The organism is Allobosea sp. GW823-FHT02B03 (genome assembly GCF_058797755.1).
Genome location: NZ_JBXAJY010000002.1, coordinates 954507 through 974340, shown reverse-complemented (window position 1 = coordinate 974340; position 19834 = coordinate 954507). Strand labels below are relative to the sequence as shown.

The window sequence follows — 19834 nt, the reverse complement described above, 5'->3', positions numbered from 1 at the left end:
CAGCGGAGTTTTTGCGCACGTACGCGCGGCAAGACGGAGAGGCGGCGAGGCCGACCGGGTGATTGGTGAAATCCGGGTGCGACCGGAAATGACAAGGGCTCCGAACCTGCCGTGAAGCCGCGCCGTCAGCAAGCCTTCGCGGCTGTGTCCGGGGCTGGCCGGCTATGCCTTGCGCGAAGCCGGGATCATGATCGCGCCCGAAGCGGCGACGACGAGCGCGAGGCCGAGCCAGTCCGTCGGCGTCGGGCGCTCGCCGAGCAGCAGCACCGAGCCGAGCACGCCGACCGCCGGCACCATCAGCGTGCCGAGGCTGGCGATACCGGCCGGCAGGCGCGCAACCACGACGAACCAGAGGAAGTAGGCGAGCGCCTGCGCGCCGAGGATGTGGAAGCTCAGCGCCGCCACGACCTTCGGCGAGAGGAGCTTGGGCACGGGCAAGCCCTCGAATACGAGCATGCCGAGGCCGGCTGCGGCGCCGCCGACCAGCAATTGCCAGGCGGCGATGGTGAGCGCCGGCGCCGCCACCGGCCAGCGCTTGGTGACGATGGTGCCGAGCGCCCAGCTCAGCGCGGCGAGCAAGGCGAGTGCGAGCCCGGGCGAGAGCTGGCCGCTGCGGATCAAGGGCAGGCCGAGGCAGACGAGGCCGGAGATGCCGAGGCCGAGGCCGAGAAGGCGGCGTCGATCGAAGCGCTCGCCGAGGATCGGCAAGGCGAGGAGCGTCGCCCAGATCGGCATGGTGAAGGTCAGGATCGCGGCGCGCGAGGTCGGCGCCATCAACTGGGCGAAGGCGAGCAGAATGTTGAAGGCGGCGATCGAGAGGAAGCCGGCGATGATCAGCCGCGGCCATTGCTCCCTTGGCACGGCGAGCGGGATGCCGCGGGCGAGCGCCACGGCGACCAGCACCAGCCCGGCGAAGGTCATGCCGGCGGCGCGCAGCGTCCAGGGTGCGATCTCAGTGAGCGATATTCGCACCGCCGGCCAGTTGAAGCCCCAGAGCAGGCCGAGCAGCGGGACGAGCAGGAGCGAGCGGGAGGGCGCGGGCGGCATGGCGGGACTATGCGGGATGGCGAGCCGCGGGCGTCATGTCATTTCGATGGAGGCTCGATGCACGAACGATGCGCGCTCGTCGTCACCAACTGCGGCGTCATCCCGGCCGAAGCGAAGCGTAGAGCCGGGATCCATGCCGGAGCCTTTCCGAAAGTGGTTCAGGCATGGGGCCCGGGTCTCCCTCCGGTCGCCCGGGACGACATCGACGTATTAGCCGGCCACTGGCTCGACCCCGCACCATTCGGCGACGAACAGCGCCATGGTGCCGGTGATGCGCTTCAGCGAGGCGAGGCTGACGCGCTCGTCGAAGGCGTGGATGTTCTCCGAGATCGGCCCATAGCAGAGCGCCGGGATCTTGTCGTAGAGCGCGTAGACGCGGGTATCGAGATAGCCGGGGGTCATGAAGCTCTTGAGCGGCTTGCCGGTCGAGGCCTGGTGGGCGCGGCCGAGCACGGCCTCGGCCTCGCTGCCGGGCTCCAGCACATAGCCTTCGGAATAGAAGCCGTTGAAGGTCAGTTTCGGCGGGTTGTTGGCGAGGAACTTGTCGCCGCGCGCATAGGCGAGGACAGCCGCCTCGATCCGACGCGCCAGTTCCTCGGCGCCGACGCCCGGGTAAAGCCCGATGCGGCAATCGATCCGGCACCAGCACGGCACTGAGGAAGCCCAGTCGCCGCCCTCGATCTTGCCGATGTTGAGGTTGATCGGGTGGGCGATCTCCTCGAAATGCTCGCGGCCGGCCTTTTCGCGGTTGAGTTCCTCCTCGAGCCCGCGCAGCGCGCCGATGACGCGGTAGGCGGCGTCGATCGCATTGGCGCCGGCCGCCATCTCGCGGACATGCATCGGCACGCCGCGGACCTCGACCTGGAACCAGAGCACGCCGGTGTTGGCGCGGACCAGCATCTCCTCTTCCGGCTCCGGGATCAGCACCGCATCGGCCTTGTAGCCACGCAGATGGGCCATCAGCGCGCCGTTGCCGGTCGATTCCTCCTCGACCACCGACTGCACATAGACGGTCGCCGCCGGCTGCAGGCCGATACGCCGAAGCGCGTCGAGGCAGAAGAGATTGGCGGTGCCGCCGGCCTTCATGTCGGCGCCGCCGCGGCCATAGAGCCAGTCGCCGTCGATCGCCGGCTCGAAGGGCGGATGCGTCCAGGAATCGGCCGGGCCGGCCGGAACCACGTCGACATGGGATTGCAGGATCAGCGAGCGGCCCTTCTCCTCGCGCGGATGGTGGATGCCGACGACGATCGGGGCTTCGGAGTGCGTATCCGAGAAGGGCGCGCCGCCGGGATGGGCCGCGATCGCCTCACGGTCCATGGCGAAGCGGTCCATGGTGAAACCGCGTCCCTTGAGCGCCCGGAAGACGAAGTCCTGCACGGTGTGCTCTTCGCCGCGCACCGAGCCGAAGCGGATCATCTCCTGGGTGAAGGCGACCTGCTCGGCAAAGCCCGCCTCGACGGAGGTGAGGATGCGGTCACGAAGGGCGGGGTCGAGCGGCATGGGCATCTCCGGCAGATCGTAGGGCTATGCCGTCATGCTCGCCCTTGTGGCGAGCATCCACGTCTTGAACACCGCCTGTGAGCAGCGAAGACGTGGATGGTCGGGACAAGCCCGACCATGACGAGTTTGATCACCGCCCGAACCATTTACCGCCGGGGACGGCGGCGAGGAGCTGGCGGGTATAGTCGTGCTGGGGCGCGGCGAAGAGCGCGGCCGTCGGGCCGCTCTCGACGATCTTGCCGCTCTGCATCACCGCGATCTTGTCGCAGATCTGCGCGGCGACGCGCAGGTCATGGGTGACGAACAGGATGGCGAGGCCGAGCCGCTGCTGGATGTCCTTGATCAGGGTCAGGATCTGCGCCTGAACGGAGACGTCGAGCGCCGACACCGCCTCGTCGGCGACCAGCACGTCGGGTTCCAGTGCGAGCGCCCGGGCAATGCCGATGCGCTGGCGCTGGCCGCCGGAGAACTCGTGCGGATAGCGGTCGATCGCATTGGCCGACAGACCGACCAGCTCGAGCAGCTCCTTCGCCCGCACCAGCGCCTGGGAGCGCGGCGTGCCATGCGCGACAGGCCCGTCCGAAATGATGCGGCCGACCGTCTGGCGCGGATTGAGCGAGGCGAACGGGTCCTGGAAGACCATCTGGATGCGCTTGCGGTGCTGGCGCAGAGCGGCGGCGCCGAGATCGCTGAGCACGAGATCGCCGAGCGTGATCCTGCCGCCATCGGGCTCGATCAGGCGCAGGCAGCAGCGCCCGACCGTCGACTTGCCCGAGCCGGATTCGCCGACGAGCCCGAGCGTCTCGCCGCGGGCGAGGGTGAAGCTGACATCGTCGGCCGCTTTCACCTCTCGTCCGGGACGGAAGAGGGAGCGCTTGCGATAGACCTTGCCAAGCTTCTCGACGGTCAGCACCGGCTTCGTGTCGGGCAGCGCCGGCCGTTCCGGCGGCGTCAGCGAGGGCACGGCCGCGAGCAGCTTCCGGGTATAGGGATGGCGGGCTGCGCCGAGCACCTCGTCGACCGTGCCTTCCTCGACCAGCACGCCCTTTTCGAGCACGGCGATGCGGTCGGCGATCTCGGCGACCACGCCCATGTCGTGGGTGATGAACAGCACCGCCGTGCCGTGCTTGTGGCGGAGATTGTCGATCAGCTTGAGGATCTGGGCCTGGGTCGTCACGTCGAGCGCCGTGGTCGGCTCGTCGGCGATCAGCAGCTTGGGTTCGAGCGCCAGCGCCATCGCGATCATCACGCGCTGGCGCTGGCCGCCGGACAACTCGTGCGGGTAGGCGCGCGCCAGCCGCTCGGGCTCGGGCAGGCCGACCTCGGTCAGCAGTGCGACGGCTCTGGCGTAACGCTCGGGTTTGGCGAGGAGGCGATGCGCCTCGAAGGTCTCGACGATCTGGTCGGCAACCCGCATCACCGGGTTGAGCGAGGTCATCGGCTCCTGGAAGATCATGCCGACCTCGCGGCCGCGCACGCCTTCCATCGCCGCCTCGTCGAGCGAGAGCAGGTCGCGCCCGGCGAGCCGGATCGCGCCGCCGGCCGGCTTCACCGCCTTCGGCAGAAGCCCCATCACGGCATGGGCGAGCATCGACTTGCCGGAGCCGGATTCTCCGACGACGCAGAGAGTCTCGCCCGGTGCGATCGAAAGCGTGACGTCCTCGACCGCATAGGGGCGGTCGGCGAGGGCGGGGAGGGCGAGCCGCAGCCCTTCAACGGCGAGAGCCGGAGCCACCATCATTCCCTCTCCCGGGCAAGACGCGGGTTGAGGGCATCGTTCAGCCCTTCGCCGGCGAGGTTGAGCGCGAGCACGGTGAGGAAGATCGCCAGGCCCGGGAAGAAGCTGATCCACCAGGCGTCGAGCAGCCGGGTCCGCCCCGCGCCGACCATGTAGCCCCAGCTCATCAGATTGGGGTCGCCAAGCCCAAGGAAGGAGAGCGAGGATTCGAGCAGGATCGCGGAGCCGATCATCAGCGAGCCCATGACGATGATCGGCGCCAGCGTGTTGGGCAGGACCTGGCTGAAGATGATGCGCGGCGTCGACTGGCCGATGGTGACGGCGGCCTGGACATATTCCCGCGTCCGCAGCGAAAGCACCTCGCCGCGCACCAGCCTAGCCACCGGCGGCCAGGAGACGACGCCGATGGCGAGCACGATCGAGCCGAGCTGCGGCTGCAGGATCGCGACCAGCACGATGGCGAGCGCGAAGGAGGGGATGGTCTGGAAGAACTCGGTGAAGCGCATCAGCGCATCGTCGACGAAGCCGCCGGCATAGCCGGCGACGGCGCCGAGCGGGACGCCGATCAGCAGCGCGACGAGCGTCGAGACCACGCCGATCATCAGCGAGACGCGGGCGCCGTGGACGAGGCCTGAGGCGAGGTTGCGCCCGAGCGTGTCGGTGCCGAGCGGGAATCGCTCCATGACGAACGGCGCAAGGAAGGGGCGGCCGACGGTGCGCCAGGGCGATTGCGGGTAAAGCCAGGTCGCGAGCAGCGCGAACGCGATCACGACGAGCAGGATCAGGACGCCGATCAGGGCGCCGCGATTGCGGGCGAAGCGCTTGAGGAAGCTCATGAGGTCGCCTCGATGCGCGGGTCGACCAGGCGGTAGACGAGGTCGGTCAGGATATTGAAGCCGACGACCATGGCCGAGGAGATGAAGAAGACGCCGAGCAGCACCGAATAATCACGCTGCACCAGCGCATCGAACATCAGCCGGCCGATGCCCGGCCAGGCGAAGACGGTCTCGGTCAGAACGGCGCCGCCGACAAGCTGTCCCGCTTGGAGGCCGGCCAGCGTCACCACCGGCAGGATCGCGTTGCGCGCGACATGGCGGCGCGAGACGACCGCTGGCGAAAGCCCCTTGGCGCGCGCGGTCTTGACGAAGTCGGCGCCCGCCACTTCCAGCATCGAGGCGCGCATCATGCGGGCGTAGAGCGCGGTGAAGAACAGGCCGAGCGTCAGAGCCGGCAGGATAAGGTGGCGGCCGATGTCGAGCGCGCGGGCAAGGCCGGTATAGTTCGCGCCGATGGTCTCGTAGCCGACATTGGGGACGAGGCCGAGCTTCAGCGCGAAGGCGATCTGGCTCAGAAGCGCGACCCAGAACAGCGGCGTCGCGTAGAAGACGAGCGCCAGCGTCGTGATCAGGCTGTCCTGCCAGCGCCCGGCTCGGCGGGCGGCGAGGGCGCCCATCAGGGTGCCCAGTGCCAGCGAGACGATGAAGGCGGCGCCGGTCAGGAGCAGCGTCGCGGGCAGGCGCTCGAGGATCAGGTCGAGGACTGGGCGCTGCTGGCGATAGCTGAAGCCGAGATCGAGCGAGGCATAGCCCTTGAGATAGATCCAGAGCTGCTGGAGCAGCGGCTGGTCGAGGCCGAAGCGTTCGCGCAGCTGCTGCAGCAGCACCTCGTCGGCGGCGCCGGCCTCACCCGCCAGCACCTGCGCCGGGTCGCCCGGCGCGGCCCGGATCAGGAAGAAATTGAGCACCGCGATGGCGAAGAGGACAATGATCCCCTTCGCGAGGCGGCCGGCGAGGAACTGGGGCAGGTTCATTCAGACGATCCGAAGAGACTGGCGATCTGCCGATCGATCGCAGGCCGCCGGGGCCTCACCCGTCATGGTCGGGCTTGTCCCGACCATCCACGTCTTCATTGGTCCAGGGCGGAGTTCAAGACGTGGATGCTCGGCACAAGGCCGAGCATGACGGTACGGTGCGACGGTCGAAGCCATCACTCCTTCCAGGCATCCCGGAAGCCGTCGTTGACGCCGACGCCCGTGGTGACGAGGTTCTTGACGTTGCAGCGATAGATGGTCGGGAAATCCATCTCGAGCAGCCAGAGAACCGGCAGTTCGTCGGCGAGCAGCTTCTGCACCTTGGTGTACAGCTCCTGGCGCTGCGCGTCGGTCGGCGCGATCGCGGCCTCGGCAAAGAGCTTGTCGACCTCCGGATTGGAGTAGCCGCCGACATTGGCGAACGGGTTGCCCTTGGCGATATTGGACGAGATGTAGCTGCGGGCCACGCCCATTGCGGGGTCGCCGAGCTGGTAGAGGAAGTTGAAGTTGAGATCGAAGTCCCAGTTGCTGGCCTTCTGGGTCCAGCCGGGGACGTCGGTGTTCTCGATCTGGACCTTGACGCCGACATCCTCGAGGTTCTGCTTGATCGCCTCGGACCAGCGGCTCCAGGTCTCGCCATAGGGCAGGTTGAGCAGCTTGATCGTCTCGCCCTTGTAGCCGGAGGCCTTGATCAGCTCCTTCGCCTTCTTCGGGTCGAAGTCATATTTCGGCACGTCGGCGGAATAGAAGCGGGTCTTCGACGAGATCGGCCCTGTCGGCAGCTTGCCGAGGCCGCCCCAGACCACCTCGCGGCCGAATTCGCGGTCGATCGCGTGCATCAGGCCCTGGCGGAACTGCTTGTTGCCGAGGATGCCGTTGCGGACGTTCGGCGTCAGCCAGGCATGGGGGGCGAACATCTCCCAGCCCTTCGTGGTCATGCAGGTATTGGGCAGCTTGGAGAGGCGGGCGACGTCGTAGACATCGACCGAGCCGCCGGTCAGCACGTCGACCTTGCCGGTCTCGTAGGCGACGGCGCGGGCCGCCGCGTCGGGGATGATCTGCCAGTAGATCTCGTCGATGTTCGGCTTGCCCTTCAGCCAGTAGTTCTCGTTCTTGACGAGGTGGATATAGGAGCCCTTCTTCCACTCCTTGAACTTGAACGGGCCGGTGCCGATCGGCGTGTTGTTGGCCGGGTTGGCGCGGTAGTCGGTGCCGTCATAGATGTGCTTCGGGATCATCGGCGCCGAAGCGACTTCCTGCGTCATGATCAGCGGCCCGAAGGGCTGCTTCAGCGTGATCCTGACGGTGAGGTCGTCGACCTTCTCGATCTTGTCGACCTGGGCGTTGACGATCGGGCGCCAGCGCGGATGGACCTCGCGCAGGAACTTGTCGAGCGTGAAGACGACATCGTCGGCGGTGAAGGGCTTGCCGTCATGCCAGGTCACGCCCTCCTGCAGCTTGAAGGTGTAGACCTTGGCGTCGGGCGAGATCTCCCAGCTCTTGGCGAGCGAGGGCTGCGGCTCGAGCTTCTCATTGTAGCGCAGCAGCGATTCGTAGATGTTGCCGGCGACCATGTTGGTCGGGCCGTTCTGGTTCAGCCCCTGCATCAGCATTGGCGGCTCGGGCTGGACCACGACATGGACGGTGCCGCCCTTCTTCGGTTCCTGCGCGGTCGCGGCGCCGAGCGCCAGCACCGACACGGCGAGGGCGAGTCCCAATCTCGATACCGTCATCGTCGTTCTCCGTTCCCCGTGGCCTGCTCTCGGCTGCGACTGAAGCCCTGCCGAGGCGACCTTGTTTCGACCTGTTCTCTCAGCCTGACGGGATCGCACCCGATCATGCGCCGATTGGCAAGCTCCATGCCATTGAAAGCGAGAGTCAAAATTCGTGTCAATGATTGACATGCCGTGTTGTCAGGCGACACGATGAGGCTGTGATGGTGGACCGGTCGTGAGCACAGCCGACAGGGTGAAGGAGGGCCGGGCTGCCCGCCTGCCGCCAGGTGTCCCGATCGTCCGGGCGGTCGACCGTGCGATCGCGCTGCTGCGCGCCTTTCGTCCCGACCAGTCGCGGCTGGGCCTCAGCGAGCTTGCGCGGCAGGTGGGGCTCGACAAGGGCACGACGAGGCGGCTGCTGCAGACGCTGCAGCTCAACGAGCTGGTCGAGCATGACGAGCGCACGCAGACCTATGCGCTCGCGGTCGGTCTCGCAGAGCTCGGCAGCGCCGTCACGACCGGGCGTGAATTGCGCGACATTGCCGGCCCCTATCTGACCGAGATCGCCGAGAAGACCGGCGCGACCTCGTTCCTCTGGGTCCATGTTGCGGGGCGCGGGCTCTGTGTCGACCGCGTGCGTGCCTCGCTGCCGCATGTCGATGCGACCTGGTTCGCCGTCGGGGCGCAGGCGCCTTTGAATTGCGGCGGCGGCCCGCGCGTGCTGCTCGCCTATCTCGATGACGAGCAGCGCAGGCTCGCGCTGTCGATCGAAATGCCCAGGCGCGCGCCGGCGAGCCAGACCGATCCCGAACTGCTCCGGCGCGAGGCCGAACGGATCCGCACGCAGGGCTGGGAGCTGGCGGCCGATGATTTCTTCATCGGCCTGACCGGGGTGGGCGTGCCGATCTTCGACCGCTCGGGCGCGCTGGCAGGCGCGCTCAGCATCTCGTCGCTGACCTCGATCGTCGCGCCCGACGGCCATCCGGTGCATCTCGAAACTCTGTTCGATGCGGCCAGGCGTATCGGCAGCAAGCTCCTGCCGGCCTGAACGGGCTTGGCGGTTCCGGCTCCGGGCTGTATCAGCCAGCCATGGAACTGAGGCATCTGCGCTATTTCGTCGTGCTGGCCGAGCAGCGCCATTTCGGCCGCGCGGCCGAGATCCTGCACATGGCGCAGCCACCGCTGTCGCAGCAGATCAAGGCGATGGAGGAGGAGCTCCAGGTCACGCTGTTCGATCGCAGCGTGCGCCCGATCGAGCTCACCCCAGCCGGCAAGACGCTGCTGCGCGAGGCCCGCCAGATCCTGCAGCAGATGTCGCGCGCCCAGGCGATGACCAAGCGCGTCGGCCGCGGCCAGGAAGGCAGCCTCGTCATCGGCGTCACCGGCTCGGCGGCGGCGGAGTTCCTGCCGCCGATCCTGGAAGCCTTCTACGAACGCTGGCCGGATGTGACGCTGTCGCTGCGCGAGATGTCCTCTCCGGCCCAGCTCTTGGCGCTGGAGAAGGGCGAGGTCCATCTCGGCTTCGTCCGCCCGCCGATCCTCGACGACAGCCTCGGCATCCGCCTCGTCCATCAGGAGCCCTTCCTGGTGGCGCTGCCCGACAGCCACCCGCTGGCTGCCTCGCCTGCGGTCCGCCTCGCCGATCTCAACGGGGCGGCGCTGGTGATCTTCGACCGCGACGAGGCGCCGGGCTTCCGCGACCTGATCATGCATCTGTGCCAGAGCGCCGGCTTCTTTCCCGGGCGCGTCCAGGAGGCGCACCAGATGGTGACGATCCTCGCTCTGGTCGCGGCGCGGGTCGGGGTCGCGCTGGTGCCGCGCTCTGCCAGGCATCTTACCCCGGAGCGCGTCGTGCTGCGCCCGATCCTCGACGATACGCCGCTGATCGAACTCTACGCCGCCTGGCCGCGCGACCGGCACTCGGTGCTGATCGAGGAATTGCTTGCGGTGATCGACGAAGCGCGCATCACCCAGGCAGTCGATCTCGACCCGACGCCGGTATAGCGGCCGGCCAGCGCGATATGCGCAGCACTATAATAGGATAGAAACTCGATATTGGACCGTGGTCCGAGCCGCCAACTAGCCTCATCCAGTCGGTGTTGCCTCGATAATCATATCGATCCCAGCGCCTTCAGCGATGAGAGGCCGAGGCGTGAGCAATTCCGTAGATCCGATCACCCGATCCGTCGTCCAGCACCGGCTGATTTCGATCGTCGAGGAAATGGGCGAGGCGATGCTTCGCACCTCCTACTCGCAGATCCTCAACGCCAGCCGCGATTTCTCGATCGGCATCTGCGATCCCCAGAGCCGGCTGATCGCGCAGGCCGACCATATCCCGATCCATGTCGGCGCCCTGACCTGGGCGGTACGCGCGGTCGAGGAGAAGTTCGGCGACGCGGTGCAGCCGGGCGATGTCTACCTGCTCAACGACCCCTATTGCGGCGGCAGCCATCTGCCTGACGTCACCGCCTTCGTGCCGGTCTATGGCGACGGCAAGCGCCTGCTCTGGAGCGTGGTGCGGGCCCATATGGGCGATATCGGCGGCGCGACCCACGGCGCCTACAACCCGCAGGCGACGGAGATCTGGCAGGAAGGCCTGCGCATCCCGCCGATCCGCCTCGCGGAGGCGGGCCGCATGCGGGAGGACATCCTCGACATGCTGGCGCTGAACGTGCGTTTTCCCCGCGATTTCCGCGGCGATCTCGCGGCGATGATCGGGGCGGCCCATCTCGGCGAGAAGCGGATCGGACGGCTGTTCGCCGATGTCGGCACCGAGACCGTCTCTAATGCGATCGAGGCGATCCTCGACGGCGCCGAGCGCCAGTCCCGCGCCATCGTCGAGAGCTGGAAGGACGGGGTCTATCACGGCGAGGCGCTGCTCGACGATGACGGGCGCGGCCGCACCGACATCAAGGTGGTGGCCAAGGTCACCAAGCGCGGCAGCGATCTCGAGATCGACCTGACCGGCAGCGATCCGCAGTCGAAGAGTTTTGCCAACTCGCCCCATGCCAACACACAGGCGGCGGTGGCGATGGCCTTCGCCTATCTCGTCGATGCCGAGATCCCGAAGAACGATGGCTGCTTCCGGCCACTCTCGGTGAAGCTGAAGCCGGGCACGATCGTCTGCGCCGATAACAACGTGCCGGTGACGCTGTGCACCACCCATCCCGCCAACGAGATCGTCGAGGCGGTGATCCGCGCGCTGAGCCAGGCCTGCCCCGACCGGGCGATGGGCGGCTGGGGACGGCGCTTCCGGATCTCGATCACCGGAGACAATCCGCGCACCGGCAAGCGCTTCATCTGGCACATGTTCCACGCAAGGCCGGGTGGCGGCGGCTCGCCGCGCGGCGATGGCTGGTCGGCGGCCGGCGAATGGCATTCGGTCGGCGGTATCAAGTTCGGCAGCATCGAGGTCGCCGAGGCGCGCTTCCCGCTGCGCTTCGAGAGCCATGAGTTCCGTCCCGGCTCGGGCGGCGATGGCGAGCATCGCGGCGGGCTCGGCACGAGCATGGACCTCGTGGTCGAGGTTCCGGCCTATGCCCATACTGCGGGCGAGGGCGCCAAGCACGGCTCGGCCGGCATGCTCGGAGGGCAGGATGGCGCGCCGCATGACTACCGGATCGTCTCCGGGGACAGCAGCCGTGCCTTGAAGACCAAGGAGTTCGGCATCGGCATCGCGGCGGGCGACCGGCTCGAGATCCGCTCCTCCGGCGGCGGTGGCTGGGGGGCGCCGGAACGGCGCTCCGCCGAAGCGCGCCAGCGCGACATTGACACCGAATTCACGAGCGCCTGAGCGGAGCCCACGCGTCATGACCAAGCTTTTCCGCGTCGGCATCGATGTCGGCGGAACCTTCACCGATCTCGTCGCGATCGACGAGGCCGGCGTCACCACCTTCACCAAGTCGCCCTCGACGCCGCAGGACCAGTCGATCGGCGTGCTCAACGGCCTCGCTGATCTGGCGACACGGGTCGGGCTCGAGCTGCCGGGCTTCCTGGCGGCGATCGAGCGTATCGTCCACGGCACCACGGTCGCGACAAACGCGCTGCTCGAAGGCAAGGGCGCCAAGGTCGGCCTGCTGACGACGCAGGGCCATCGCGACGTGCTGGAAATGCGCGAGGGGCTGAAGCCCGAGCGCTACAACCTCCTGCTGCCGCCGCCCGATCCGCTGGTGCCGCGTCAGCTGCGGCGCGGCGTCAAGGAGCGCGTCGCCTTCGACGGCAGCGTCTCCGTGCCGCTCGACAAGGATTCGCTCGATGTGGAAATTGCGCGCCTCAAGCAGGAGGGCGTGACTTCGGTCGCTGTCTGCTACCTGCATTCCTACCGCAACGCTGCGCATGAGCGCGAGACGGCGCTGGCCTTGGCGGAAGCCCTGCCGGAGGCCTTCATCTCGCTGTCGAGCGAGGTGCTGCCGCAGATCAAGGAATACGAGCGCGTCTCGACGACCGTGGTGAACGCCTATGTCGGTCCGGCCGTGCGCAAATATCTGCAGAGCCTCGAGACGCGGCTGGAGCAGGCGGGCTTTGCCGGCTCGCTCTTCATCATCCTCTCGCATGGCGGCATGGCGCCGCTGCAGGAGGCCGCGCGGCTCGCCGCGGCGACGGTGCTTTCCGGCCCGGCCGGTGGCATTGCCGGCTCGCGCCGCGTCGCCGAACTGATCGAGACCCGCAATCTCGTGCCCTTCGACATGGGCGGCACCAGCACCGACATCTCGCTGATCGAGGATGGCGAGATCGCGCTTTCAGCCGAGCGCGGTCTCGCCGGCCAGCGGATCGCGCTGCGCAGCCTCGACATCGCCAGCATCGGCGCCGGCGGCGGCTCGATCGCCTATGCCGATGCCGGCGGCACCTTCCATGTCGGCCCACGTAGCGCCGGCTCGGTCCCGGGCCCGGCCTGCTATGGCAATGGCGGGGAGGAGCCGACCGTCACCGATGCGAACGTGCTGCTGGGCTATCTCGGCGCCGAGACCTTCATGGGCGGGCGTCGCAAGCTCGACACTGCCGCGGCTGAAGCTGCGGTCGACCGACTCGCAGCCCGCCTCGGCATCGACCGGATGCACTGCGCCGCCGGCATCTACCGGCTGATCAACCTGAAGATGGCCGACGGCATCCGGCTGATGACGCTGCGCCGCGGCGTCGATCCGCGCGGCTACACCCTGCTCAGCTTCGGCGGGGCGGCGGGCCTGCACGCCGTCGAGGTGGCGCGCGAGATGGAGATGCGCCGGGTCGTGGTGCCGACCGTCGCCTCGGTGCTCTCGGCTTGGGGCATGCTCGCCAGCGACCTGCGTTACGAGGTGACGCGCAGCCATCTCGGCGACATGGCGCAGCTCGACGGCAAGACGCTGCGGGCCGCGTTCGAGGCGCTCGAGCGCGAGGCGTCGGAGCATCTGACGGCCTGGTTCAAGGGACCGCTGCGGATCGAGCGCTCGGCCGAGATGCGCTATGGCGAGCAGATCTTCGAGGTCGACGTGCCGCTGGAAGGGCTCGACCTCGACGACGAAGGCGCGATGACCGAGCTGGTCGAGCGTTTCCACCGCCGCCATGAGGAGCTCTACACCTATTGCTCGCCCGGCCAGGAAGTGGTGCTGGTCAATGCCCGCGTCGCAGTGGTCGGCCTGGTCGAGCCGCCGCGTGACGAGCCGCGCGTCGCCGCGGCCGGCGGGGCACCGGACCCGGCAAGGATGCGGCGTGCCTTCTTCGGCGAATGGCGCGAGGTCCCGGTCTTCCGTTTCGAGACCCTGGGCCCCGGCAACGAGGTCGAGGGCCCGGCGATCGTCGAGGCGGAGACGACAACCGTGGTGCTGAATGATGGGGACAGATTGAGCGTCAACGGGCTCGGCTGGCTCGATATCGCGCTGAAGCCGCGGCCGGGTGCTTGAAACCCGGCCAGTTCGCCGCTTTCGGCGGCATCATATGCACAGGCTAATAATCGCATACGAACTGGGTATTTGACGGGCAAACTGTCGAAATTTCAGGGTATTCCGCCAAGAACTCGGAAGACTTCAACCAAGAAGAGGGGTCGTGTCATGTCCGTCCTGAACTGGCTCGGGGGAGCCTTAATCACTGCGGCCGTGGCCGTAAGCGGCCAGGCCGCCGCGCAGACCAGCCTCAAGGTCGTGGCGCCCTGGTCGAACCTCAACGCCTATGGCAAGGTCGAGCAGCCCTTCTGGTCGAAGAAGTTCGGCGAGCTCACTGGCGGCCAGGTCACGGCACAGGTGACTTCCTATTCGGAGCTCGGACTGTCCGGCGTCGAGTTGCTGCGCCTCGCCAAGCTCGGCGTCTTCGACATTGCCCATATCGTCGTCGGCTACTCGGTGGCGGACGACCCGGTGATCGAAGGTCTCGAGCTCTCGACCCTGATCCAGGACATTCCGACCGGCCAGAAGGCGCTCGACGCCTACCGTCCGGCCGTCGCCGAGACGCTGCTGAAGAAGCACAATCTCGTTCTGCTCGGTGCCTATCCCAATCCGAGCCAGGTGCTCTACTGCCGCGAGCCGGTGAAGAGCCTCGCCGATCTGAAGGGCCGCAAGGTCCGCTTCTACGGCGCCAGCATGAACGACTTCATTTCGGCCGCAGGCGCGGTCGGCGTCAGCGTGCCGCTGGCCGAGGTCGTGCCCTCGCTGCAGCGCGGCGTCGTCGATTGCGGCATCACGGGCACGCTGACCGGCTATTCGTTCAAATGGCCGGAAGTGACCAAGAACCTCTACACCATGCGCTTCGGCTGGGGCCTGACCCTGATCGCCGCCAGCAAGGCGAAGTGGGACGCGCTGCCGAAGGATCGGCAGGAGGCGACCCGCAAGGCCGTCGGCACGCTCGAGCAGGAACTCTGGGCCCTGGCGGCCTCGGACGACAAGGCCGGCGTCGACTGCAACACCGGCCGCGCCGCCTGCGCATACGGTGCGCCGGCCGCGATGGCTCTGACCGAGCCCTCGGCGGCCGACGAAGCTGAGCGCAAGCGCATCCTCCAGGATGTCGTCCTGAAGAAGTGGGCGGCGCGCTGCGACAAGGCCTGCGTCGAGCAGTGGAACGCCACGGTCGGCAAGGTCGCTGGCGTCACCGCGGCTCCCTGATGGTTTCCTCGCCCGGCGCGTCATGCGCCGGGCGAGATCGCTTGTGGGCGCTGGCAAGCGGGCATTGCCAGACGGGCCGCGATCCGGTCTTTCGCCCTGGTGCCAGCCGGATGGCTGGCGCGGCCCCACCAATCGCATCGCAGTGCTGCTGACCCGATGCGAGCGCAATCAGCACGAGGGAAGAGATTGATGGATCCGGTGACGCGCCCGCAAGGGCGAGAGAGCGGCGCGCTGGGCCGGCTGGACGATGCCCTGCGCCGCCTCGCGCGGGGAATGTTGCTGGTCGCCGGTTGGGGGCTGCTGCTGCTCGGCATGCTGGTCGCGGTCGATGTCGCGGCGCGCAACACGATCGGCCGCAATATCGGCGGCGTCGACGAGATCGCCGGCTACATCTTCGCGATCGGGATTTCCTGGTCGCTGGCCGAGGCCTTCTATGCCCGCAGCCATGTCCGGATCGACTTCCTCTACCAGAAGGCGCCGCTGCGCCTGCGCTCCCTGCTCGACGTTCTCTCGATCCTGGCGCTGGGCTTTGCCGCCGCCTTCCTCGCCTTCAGCGGCTGGCTGGTGGTGTCCGGCTCCTGGGGCATGGGCTCGCGTTCGGCGAGCGTGCTGCAAGTGCCGCTGGTGATCCCTCAGGCGCTCTGGTTCGCCGGGATGGTCGTCTTCCTGGCGGCGCTGCTGGTTTCCTCGCTTCAGGCCTGCCTTGCCCTTGCCGCCGGGCGGCATCCGCAGCTGGCGGCGCGCTTCGGCATCATGTCGGCCTCGGAAGAGGCCCAGGAAGCGCTCGGCGCTCGTGAGGAGAAGGCCTGATGCTCGCCAATGCCTCGCTTCTGCTGGCCGTCCTGATCGGCGCGAGCCTGCCGATCGCCGCGACGCTGATCATCTGCGCGCTGCTGCTCAGTTCGATCTATTCGCCGCTGCCGCTCTTCCTCGCGGCTTCCGAGATCTTCTGGAAAGTCTCGACCGAATTCACCCTCACCAGCGTGCCGCTGTTCATCCTGCTCGGCGAGATCCTGCTGCGGGCCGGCATTGCCGAGCGCATGTACGGCGCCGTCGCGCTCTGGCTCAACCGCCTGCCCGGCGGCCTGCTGCATGCCAATATCGGCGCCTCGACCCTGTTCGCCGCGACGTCCGGCTCCAGCGTCGCGACGGCCGCGACGATCGGCACGGTGGCGCTGCCCGAGGTGCGCCGGCGCGGCTACAACGAGCGGCTCTTCCTCGGCAGCCTCGCTGCCGGCGGCACGCTCGGCATCCTGATCCCGCCCTCCATCCACCTGATCATCTACGGGATGATCACCAATACCTCAGTGCCGAAGCTCTATCTCGCCGCGGCCATTCCGGGCCTGCTGCTGGCGGTGCTGTTCTCGCTGATCATCGTCGTGATCTGCATGGTCAAGCCCGGCTTCGGCGGCGAGCCGATCAAGGCGACCTGGCGCCAGCGCTTCGTCAGCCTCGTCGATCTCGTCCCGATCCTGCTGCTCTTCGTCGTCGTCATCGGCTCGATCTATGCCGGCTTCGCGACCCCGACCGAGGCGGCCTCGCTCGGCCTCGTCTTCGCGGTCGTGCTCGCCTGGTGGTATGGCAAGCTCTCGCTGGCGCTGCTGCACGAGAGCTTCATCGGCGCGATGAAGGCGACGGCGATGATCATGCTGATCGTGCTCGCCTCCTATTTCCTCAACTTCGTGCTCTCGGTGATCGGGCTGTCGCAGCAGCTGACCAGCTTCATCTCGGGGCTCGGCCTGTCGCCGCTGCAGACCATGCTGGTGATCATCGCCTTCTTCGTGGTGCTCGGCTGCTTCCTGGAATCGCTGTCGATGCTGGTGACGATCACGCCGCTGGTCGCGCCGATCGTCATCGGCCTCGGTTATGATCCGATCTGGTTCGGCGTGATCCTGACGATCCTGCTCGAGCTGGCGCTGATCACCCCGCCGGTAGGCATCAATCTCTATGTCGTCCAGGCGATCCGCGGCCGCGGCAGCATCCAGGACGTCATCGCGGGCTCGGCGATCTTCGTGGTCAGCATGTTCGCGCTGATCGGGCTGCTTCTCGCCTTCCCGGACATCGCGATGTGGCTGCCGACGCATTTCGGCGAGTGACGGGCAGCGCCCCGCCGCCCTGCATGATGAGACGTCGTCATCCCCGCCCGGTTTCCGGGCGGGGATTTTTCATGCCAACGGACTGCGCGTTGAGCCCAGCGCCGGCCGCGCCTGCCTTCGCGCAGGCCCGGGCTGACAGGCCGCTGAGCATGGTCCGCCGGCCCATGGCCGCGGGCGGCATGCGCCGCCGCCTCCGCTGCGGCCTCCTCAGCGCCGCACGTCAGCAAGGTGTAGCGCAACCGGCCGCGCGCGGCGGAAGGCACCCGCTTGGGCGGTGGCGTGCTGCACCATCACCAGTGCCGTGGGGCTCTGCGGTCGGCAGCGCGCGGAGGGCGCCGCCCGGCGGCGGCCGGCGACGCGACGTGCAAAGGAAAAGCCCGCGCAACTTGCGTCGCGCGGGCCTTGGTTCTGTCGGCCGTGATGGCTTGCGACCGCAGTCAGATGACGCGGGCCCGGATCACCGAGGTCACGAGCTCGGTCACGACGACGACGGCGAAGATCACCACGAGGACGAGGCCGACCTGGTCCCAGTAGAGATTATCCATCGCCGCCTGCAGCGCGACGCCGAGGCCGCCGGCGCCGACGAGGCCGAGCACGGCGCTCTCGCGGACATTGATGTCCCAGCGGAACAGGCTGACGGCGAGGAAGGCCGGCTTCACCTGGGGCCAGAAGCCCTTGAGCAGCACGGCGCGGCGGGGTGCGCCCGCGGCGCGCAGCGCCTCGATCGGGCCGGGCTTGGCCTCTTCGATCGCCTCGGCCAGGAACTTTCCTGTGAAGCCGATCGAGTGGACCGCGACCGCCATGACGCCGGCGAGCGCGCCGGGGCCGAAGACCGCGACGAAGAGCAGCGCCCAGACCAGGGTGTGCACCGAGCGGGTCGCGACCAGGATGAAGCGGCCGAGCGTGTTGACCCAGATCGAGGTCGAGACGTTGCGGGCGCACATCAGAGCGACCGGCGTCGCCAAAAGGATCGCGAGGATCGTGCCGAGCGTCGCGGTGTGCAGCGTCTCGACCAGCGCGGTCTGCACCGTGCTGGCATAGTAGCTCCAGTCGATCGGCCACATCCTCGCGAAGAGATCCACCGTCTGCTGCGGCGCGTCGTAGAGGAACTCGGGGATGATCTCGATGGTCTGGAAGGACCAGCCGAGCGCGAGTGCTGCGATGCCCCAGAAGGCGAGCCGCAGCGTCCGCTCCGTCGTGGTGAAGCGGTGCCAGATCGGGCCGGCGGGGCCGCGCTTGACCTCGCCGGTCGGCGCCTCGTCCTGGTAGATCCGGCGCATGAAGGCCGAGAGCACCTCGCCCGCCATCACGGCCGCGATGATCGCGATGATGATGGTCAGCACGAAGTCGTAGTCGAAGCGCTGGAAGGCGGTGAACAGGGTCGCGCCGATGCCGCCGCCGCCGACGAGGCCGACCAGCGCCGAGTTCCTCAGATTGGAATCGAGCTGATAGGCGGCGAAGCCGATGAAACGCGGCAAGACCTGCGGCACCACGCCCATGATCACCACGGAGAGGAACGGAGCGCCCGCGGCGCGCAGCGCCTCGATCGGCTTCATCGACATTTCCTCGATCGCCTCGGCGATCAGCTTGGCGATGAAGCCGAGCGTCGCGACGATGAGGGCGAGGATGCCGGCGAGGGCGCCGAAGCCGACGGCCTTGACGAACAGGATCGCGACGATGACCGGGTGGAAGGTCCGGCAGAGGGCAATCAGCCCGCGCGCCGCCACGGTGACCGGCAGCGGCATCAAATTGCGGGCAGCGAACAGGCCGAGCGGCAAGGCGAGCAGTACGCCCGCGCCGGTCGCGATGATCGCGATCTGCAGCGATTCCAGCATGCCGTCGAGCAGGAGTTGCATCTTGTCGGCGGCGGTATTGGGCGGGAACATCCGCCCGAGGAAGCGCGCGCCGTTGTCGAGGCCCTGGACGAAGCGCTCCCAACGGATGTCGAGGATCTGGGCGGCGTAGGCGACATAGGCCAGGAACAGCACCGCGGCGATGCGCAGGGGCCAGTTCGGCGGAAAGGCGCGGCTACGCAGGCTGCCGGTGGCGGGAAGGGCGCTCATTCCATCCAGCCTTCGCCGCCATAGATCTCGGCGAGATGGGAATCCTGCAGCCCGGCAGGCGGACCGTCATAGACGATCAGGCCCTTCGACATGCCGATGATGCGGCGTGCGTAGCGCTTGGCCAGCGCGACATTGTGGATGTTGACGAGGACCGGGATGCCGCGGTCGCGGCCGACCTCGGCGAGCAGCTCCATGATCTCGACCGAGGTCTTGGGGTCGAGCGAGGAAGTCGGCTCGTCGGCGAGGACGAGGTCCGGCTCCTGCATCACGGCGCGGGCGATGCCGACGCGCTGGCGCTGTCCGCCGGAGAGCTGGTCGGCCCGGCGGGTCGCGAAATCGCCGAGACCGACGGATTCGAGCAGGGCGAAGGCACGGGCGATGTCGGCTTCCGGGAAGCGCCGGGTCCAGCTGCGCCAGACCGGGACATAGCCGAGCCGGCCGCAGAGCACGTTCTCGATTACGGTGAGCCGCTCGACGAGATTGTACTCCTGGAAGACCATGCCGAGGCGGCGCCGCGCCTGGCGCAGCGCATCGCCCTGGAGCTTCGCCAGATCGACGCCGTCGAGCATGATCGAGCCGGAGGTCGGGTCGACCAGCCGGTTGATGCAGCGGATCAGCGTCGACTTGCCGGTGCCGGACGGGCCGATGATGGCGACCGTGCCGGGCTCGTCGATGGTCAGGGAGATATCACGCAGGACGGGCTGGCCGGCCCGGTATTCCTTGACGAGATTGCGGATGATCAGCGTCCGGCAAGTGCCGGACGCTTCGTTTGGCAGGGCGCTCATGAGATGCGGCTGC

Annotated in this window: 15 protein-coding genes; 7 read left to right on the top strand and 8 right to left on the bottom strand. The window is 67.9% G+C overall.

Annotation, left to right across the window (positions count from 1 at the left end; translation table 11 throughout):
- Positions 1–162: 162 nt before the first annotated feature.
- The 6 genes from AC1REK_RS09675 to AC1REK_RS09650 form a co-directional block, all read right to left on the bottom strand.
- Complete coding sequence (locus tag AC1REK_RS09675; RefSeq protein ID WP_492268230.1) at positions 163–1047, bottom strand: DMT family transporter; 885 nt, start codon at positions 1045–1047, stop codon at positions 163–165.
- Positions 1048–1257: 210 nt separating this feature from the next.
- Positions 1258–2547 (bottom strand): ArgE/DapE family deacylase, encoded by a 1290-nt coding sequence (locus AC1REK_RS09670; RefSeq protein ID WP_492268231.1) that lies wholly within the window; start codon positions 2545–2547, stop codon positions 1258–1260.
- A 130-nt stretch (positions 2548–2677) separates the two neighbouring features.
- The gene (locus AC1REK_RS09665; RefSeq protein ID WP_492268232.1) at positions 2678–4285 is read right to left on the bottom strand and encodes an ABC transporter ATP-binding protein; all 1608 of its coding nucleotides are present in this window, start codon (positions 4283–4285) and stop codon (positions 2678–2680) included.
- Complete coding sequence (locus tag AC1REK_RS09660) at positions 4285–5121, bottom strand: ABC transporter permease (protein ID WP_066476234.1); 837 nt, start codon at positions 5119–5121, stop codon at positions 4285–4287. The genes AC1REK_RS09665 and AC1REK_RS09660 overlap by 1 nt, the downstream gene beginning before the upstream one ends.
- A complete protein-coding gene (locus AC1REK_RS09655; protein WP_492268233.1) occupies positions 5118–6095 on the bottom strand; it encodes an ABC transporter permease in 978 nt (325 codons plus the stop codon). The genes AC1REK_RS09660 and AC1REK_RS09655 overlap by 4 nt, the downstream gene beginning before the upstream one ends.
- Positions 6096–6271: 176 nt before the next feature.
- Positions 6272–7828 (bottom strand): ABC transporter substrate-binding protein, encoded by a 1557-nt coding sequence (locus tag AC1REK_RS09650; protein ID WP_316016930.1) that lies wholly within the window; start codon positions 7826–7828, stop codon positions 6272–6274.
- A 217-nt stretch (positions 7829–8045) separates the two neighbouring features.
- Here AC1REK_RS09650 and AC1REK_RS09645 point away from each other — a divergent pair, with 217 nt between their 5' ends.
- From AC1REK_RS09645 to AC1REK_RS09615, 7 genes are all read left to right on the top strand, one after another.
- Positions 8046–8858 (top strand): IclR family transcriptional regulator, encoded by an 813-nt coding sequence (locus tag AC1REK_RS09645; protein ID WP_492268234.1) that lies wholly within the window; start codon positions 8046–8048, stop codon positions 8856–8858.
- A gap of 41 nt (positions 8859–8899) precedes the next feature.
- Positions 8900–9814 (top strand): LysR family transcriptional regulator, encoded by a 915-nt coding sequence (locus tag AC1REK_RS09640; RefSeq protein ID WP_492268235.1) that lies wholly within the window; start codon positions 8900–8902, stop codon positions 9812–9814.
- Positions 9815–9962: 148 nt separating this feature from the next.
- Complete coding sequence (locus AC1REK_RS09635; RefSeq protein WP_492268236.1) at positions 9963–11603, top strand: hydantoinase B/oxoprolinase family protein; 1641 nt, start codon at positions 9963–9965, stop codon at positions 11601–11603.
- Between the two features lie 16 nt (positions 11604–11619).
- Entirely contained in the window at positions 11620–13686 is a 2067-nt protein-coding gene (locus tag AC1REK_RS09630) for a hydantoinase/oxoprolinase family protein (RefSeq protein WP_492268237.1), read from the top strand.
- 147 nt (positions 13687–13833) lie between these two features.
- A complete protein-coding gene (locus AC1REK_RS09625; RefSeq protein ID WP_492268238.1) occupies positions 13834–14877 on the top strand; it encodes a TRAP transporter substrate-binding protein in 1044 nt (347 codons plus the stop codon).
- 189 nt (positions 14878–15066) lie between these two features.
- Positions 15067–15687 (top strand): TRAP transporter small permease subunit, encoded by a 621-nt coding sequence (locus AC1REK_RS09620; protein WP_492268239.1) that lies wholly within the window; start codon positions 15067–15069, stop codon positions 15685–15687.
- Positions 15687–16973 (top strand): TRAP transporter large permease, encoded by a 1287-nt coding sequence (locus AC1REK_RS09615; RefSeq protein ID WP_316016923.1) that lies wholly within the window; start codon positions 15687–15689, stop codon positions 16971–16973. Before AC1REK_RS09620 ends, AC1REK_RS09615 begins: the two co-directional genes overlap by 1 nt.
- 437 nt (positions 16974–17410) lie before the next feature.
- Here AC1REK_RS09615 and phnE read toward each other — a convergent pair whose 3' ends face one another.
- Positions 17411–19036: a phosphonate ABC transporter, permease protein PhnE gene (gene phnE / locus AC1REK_RS09610; protein ID WP_327523957.1), complete on the bottom strand. Its 1626-nt coding sequence runs from the start codon at positions 19034–19036 to the stop codon at positions 17411–17413.
- Positions 19033–19821, bottom strand: coding sequence for a phosphonate ABC transporter ATP-binding protein (gene phnC / locus AC1REK_RS09605; protein ID WP_066476257.1), 789 nt, complete (start codon positions 19819–19821; stop codon positions 19033–19035). The genes phnE and phnC overlap by 4 nt, the downstream gene beginning before the upstream one ends.
- Positions 19822–19834 lie beyond the last annotated feature (13 nt).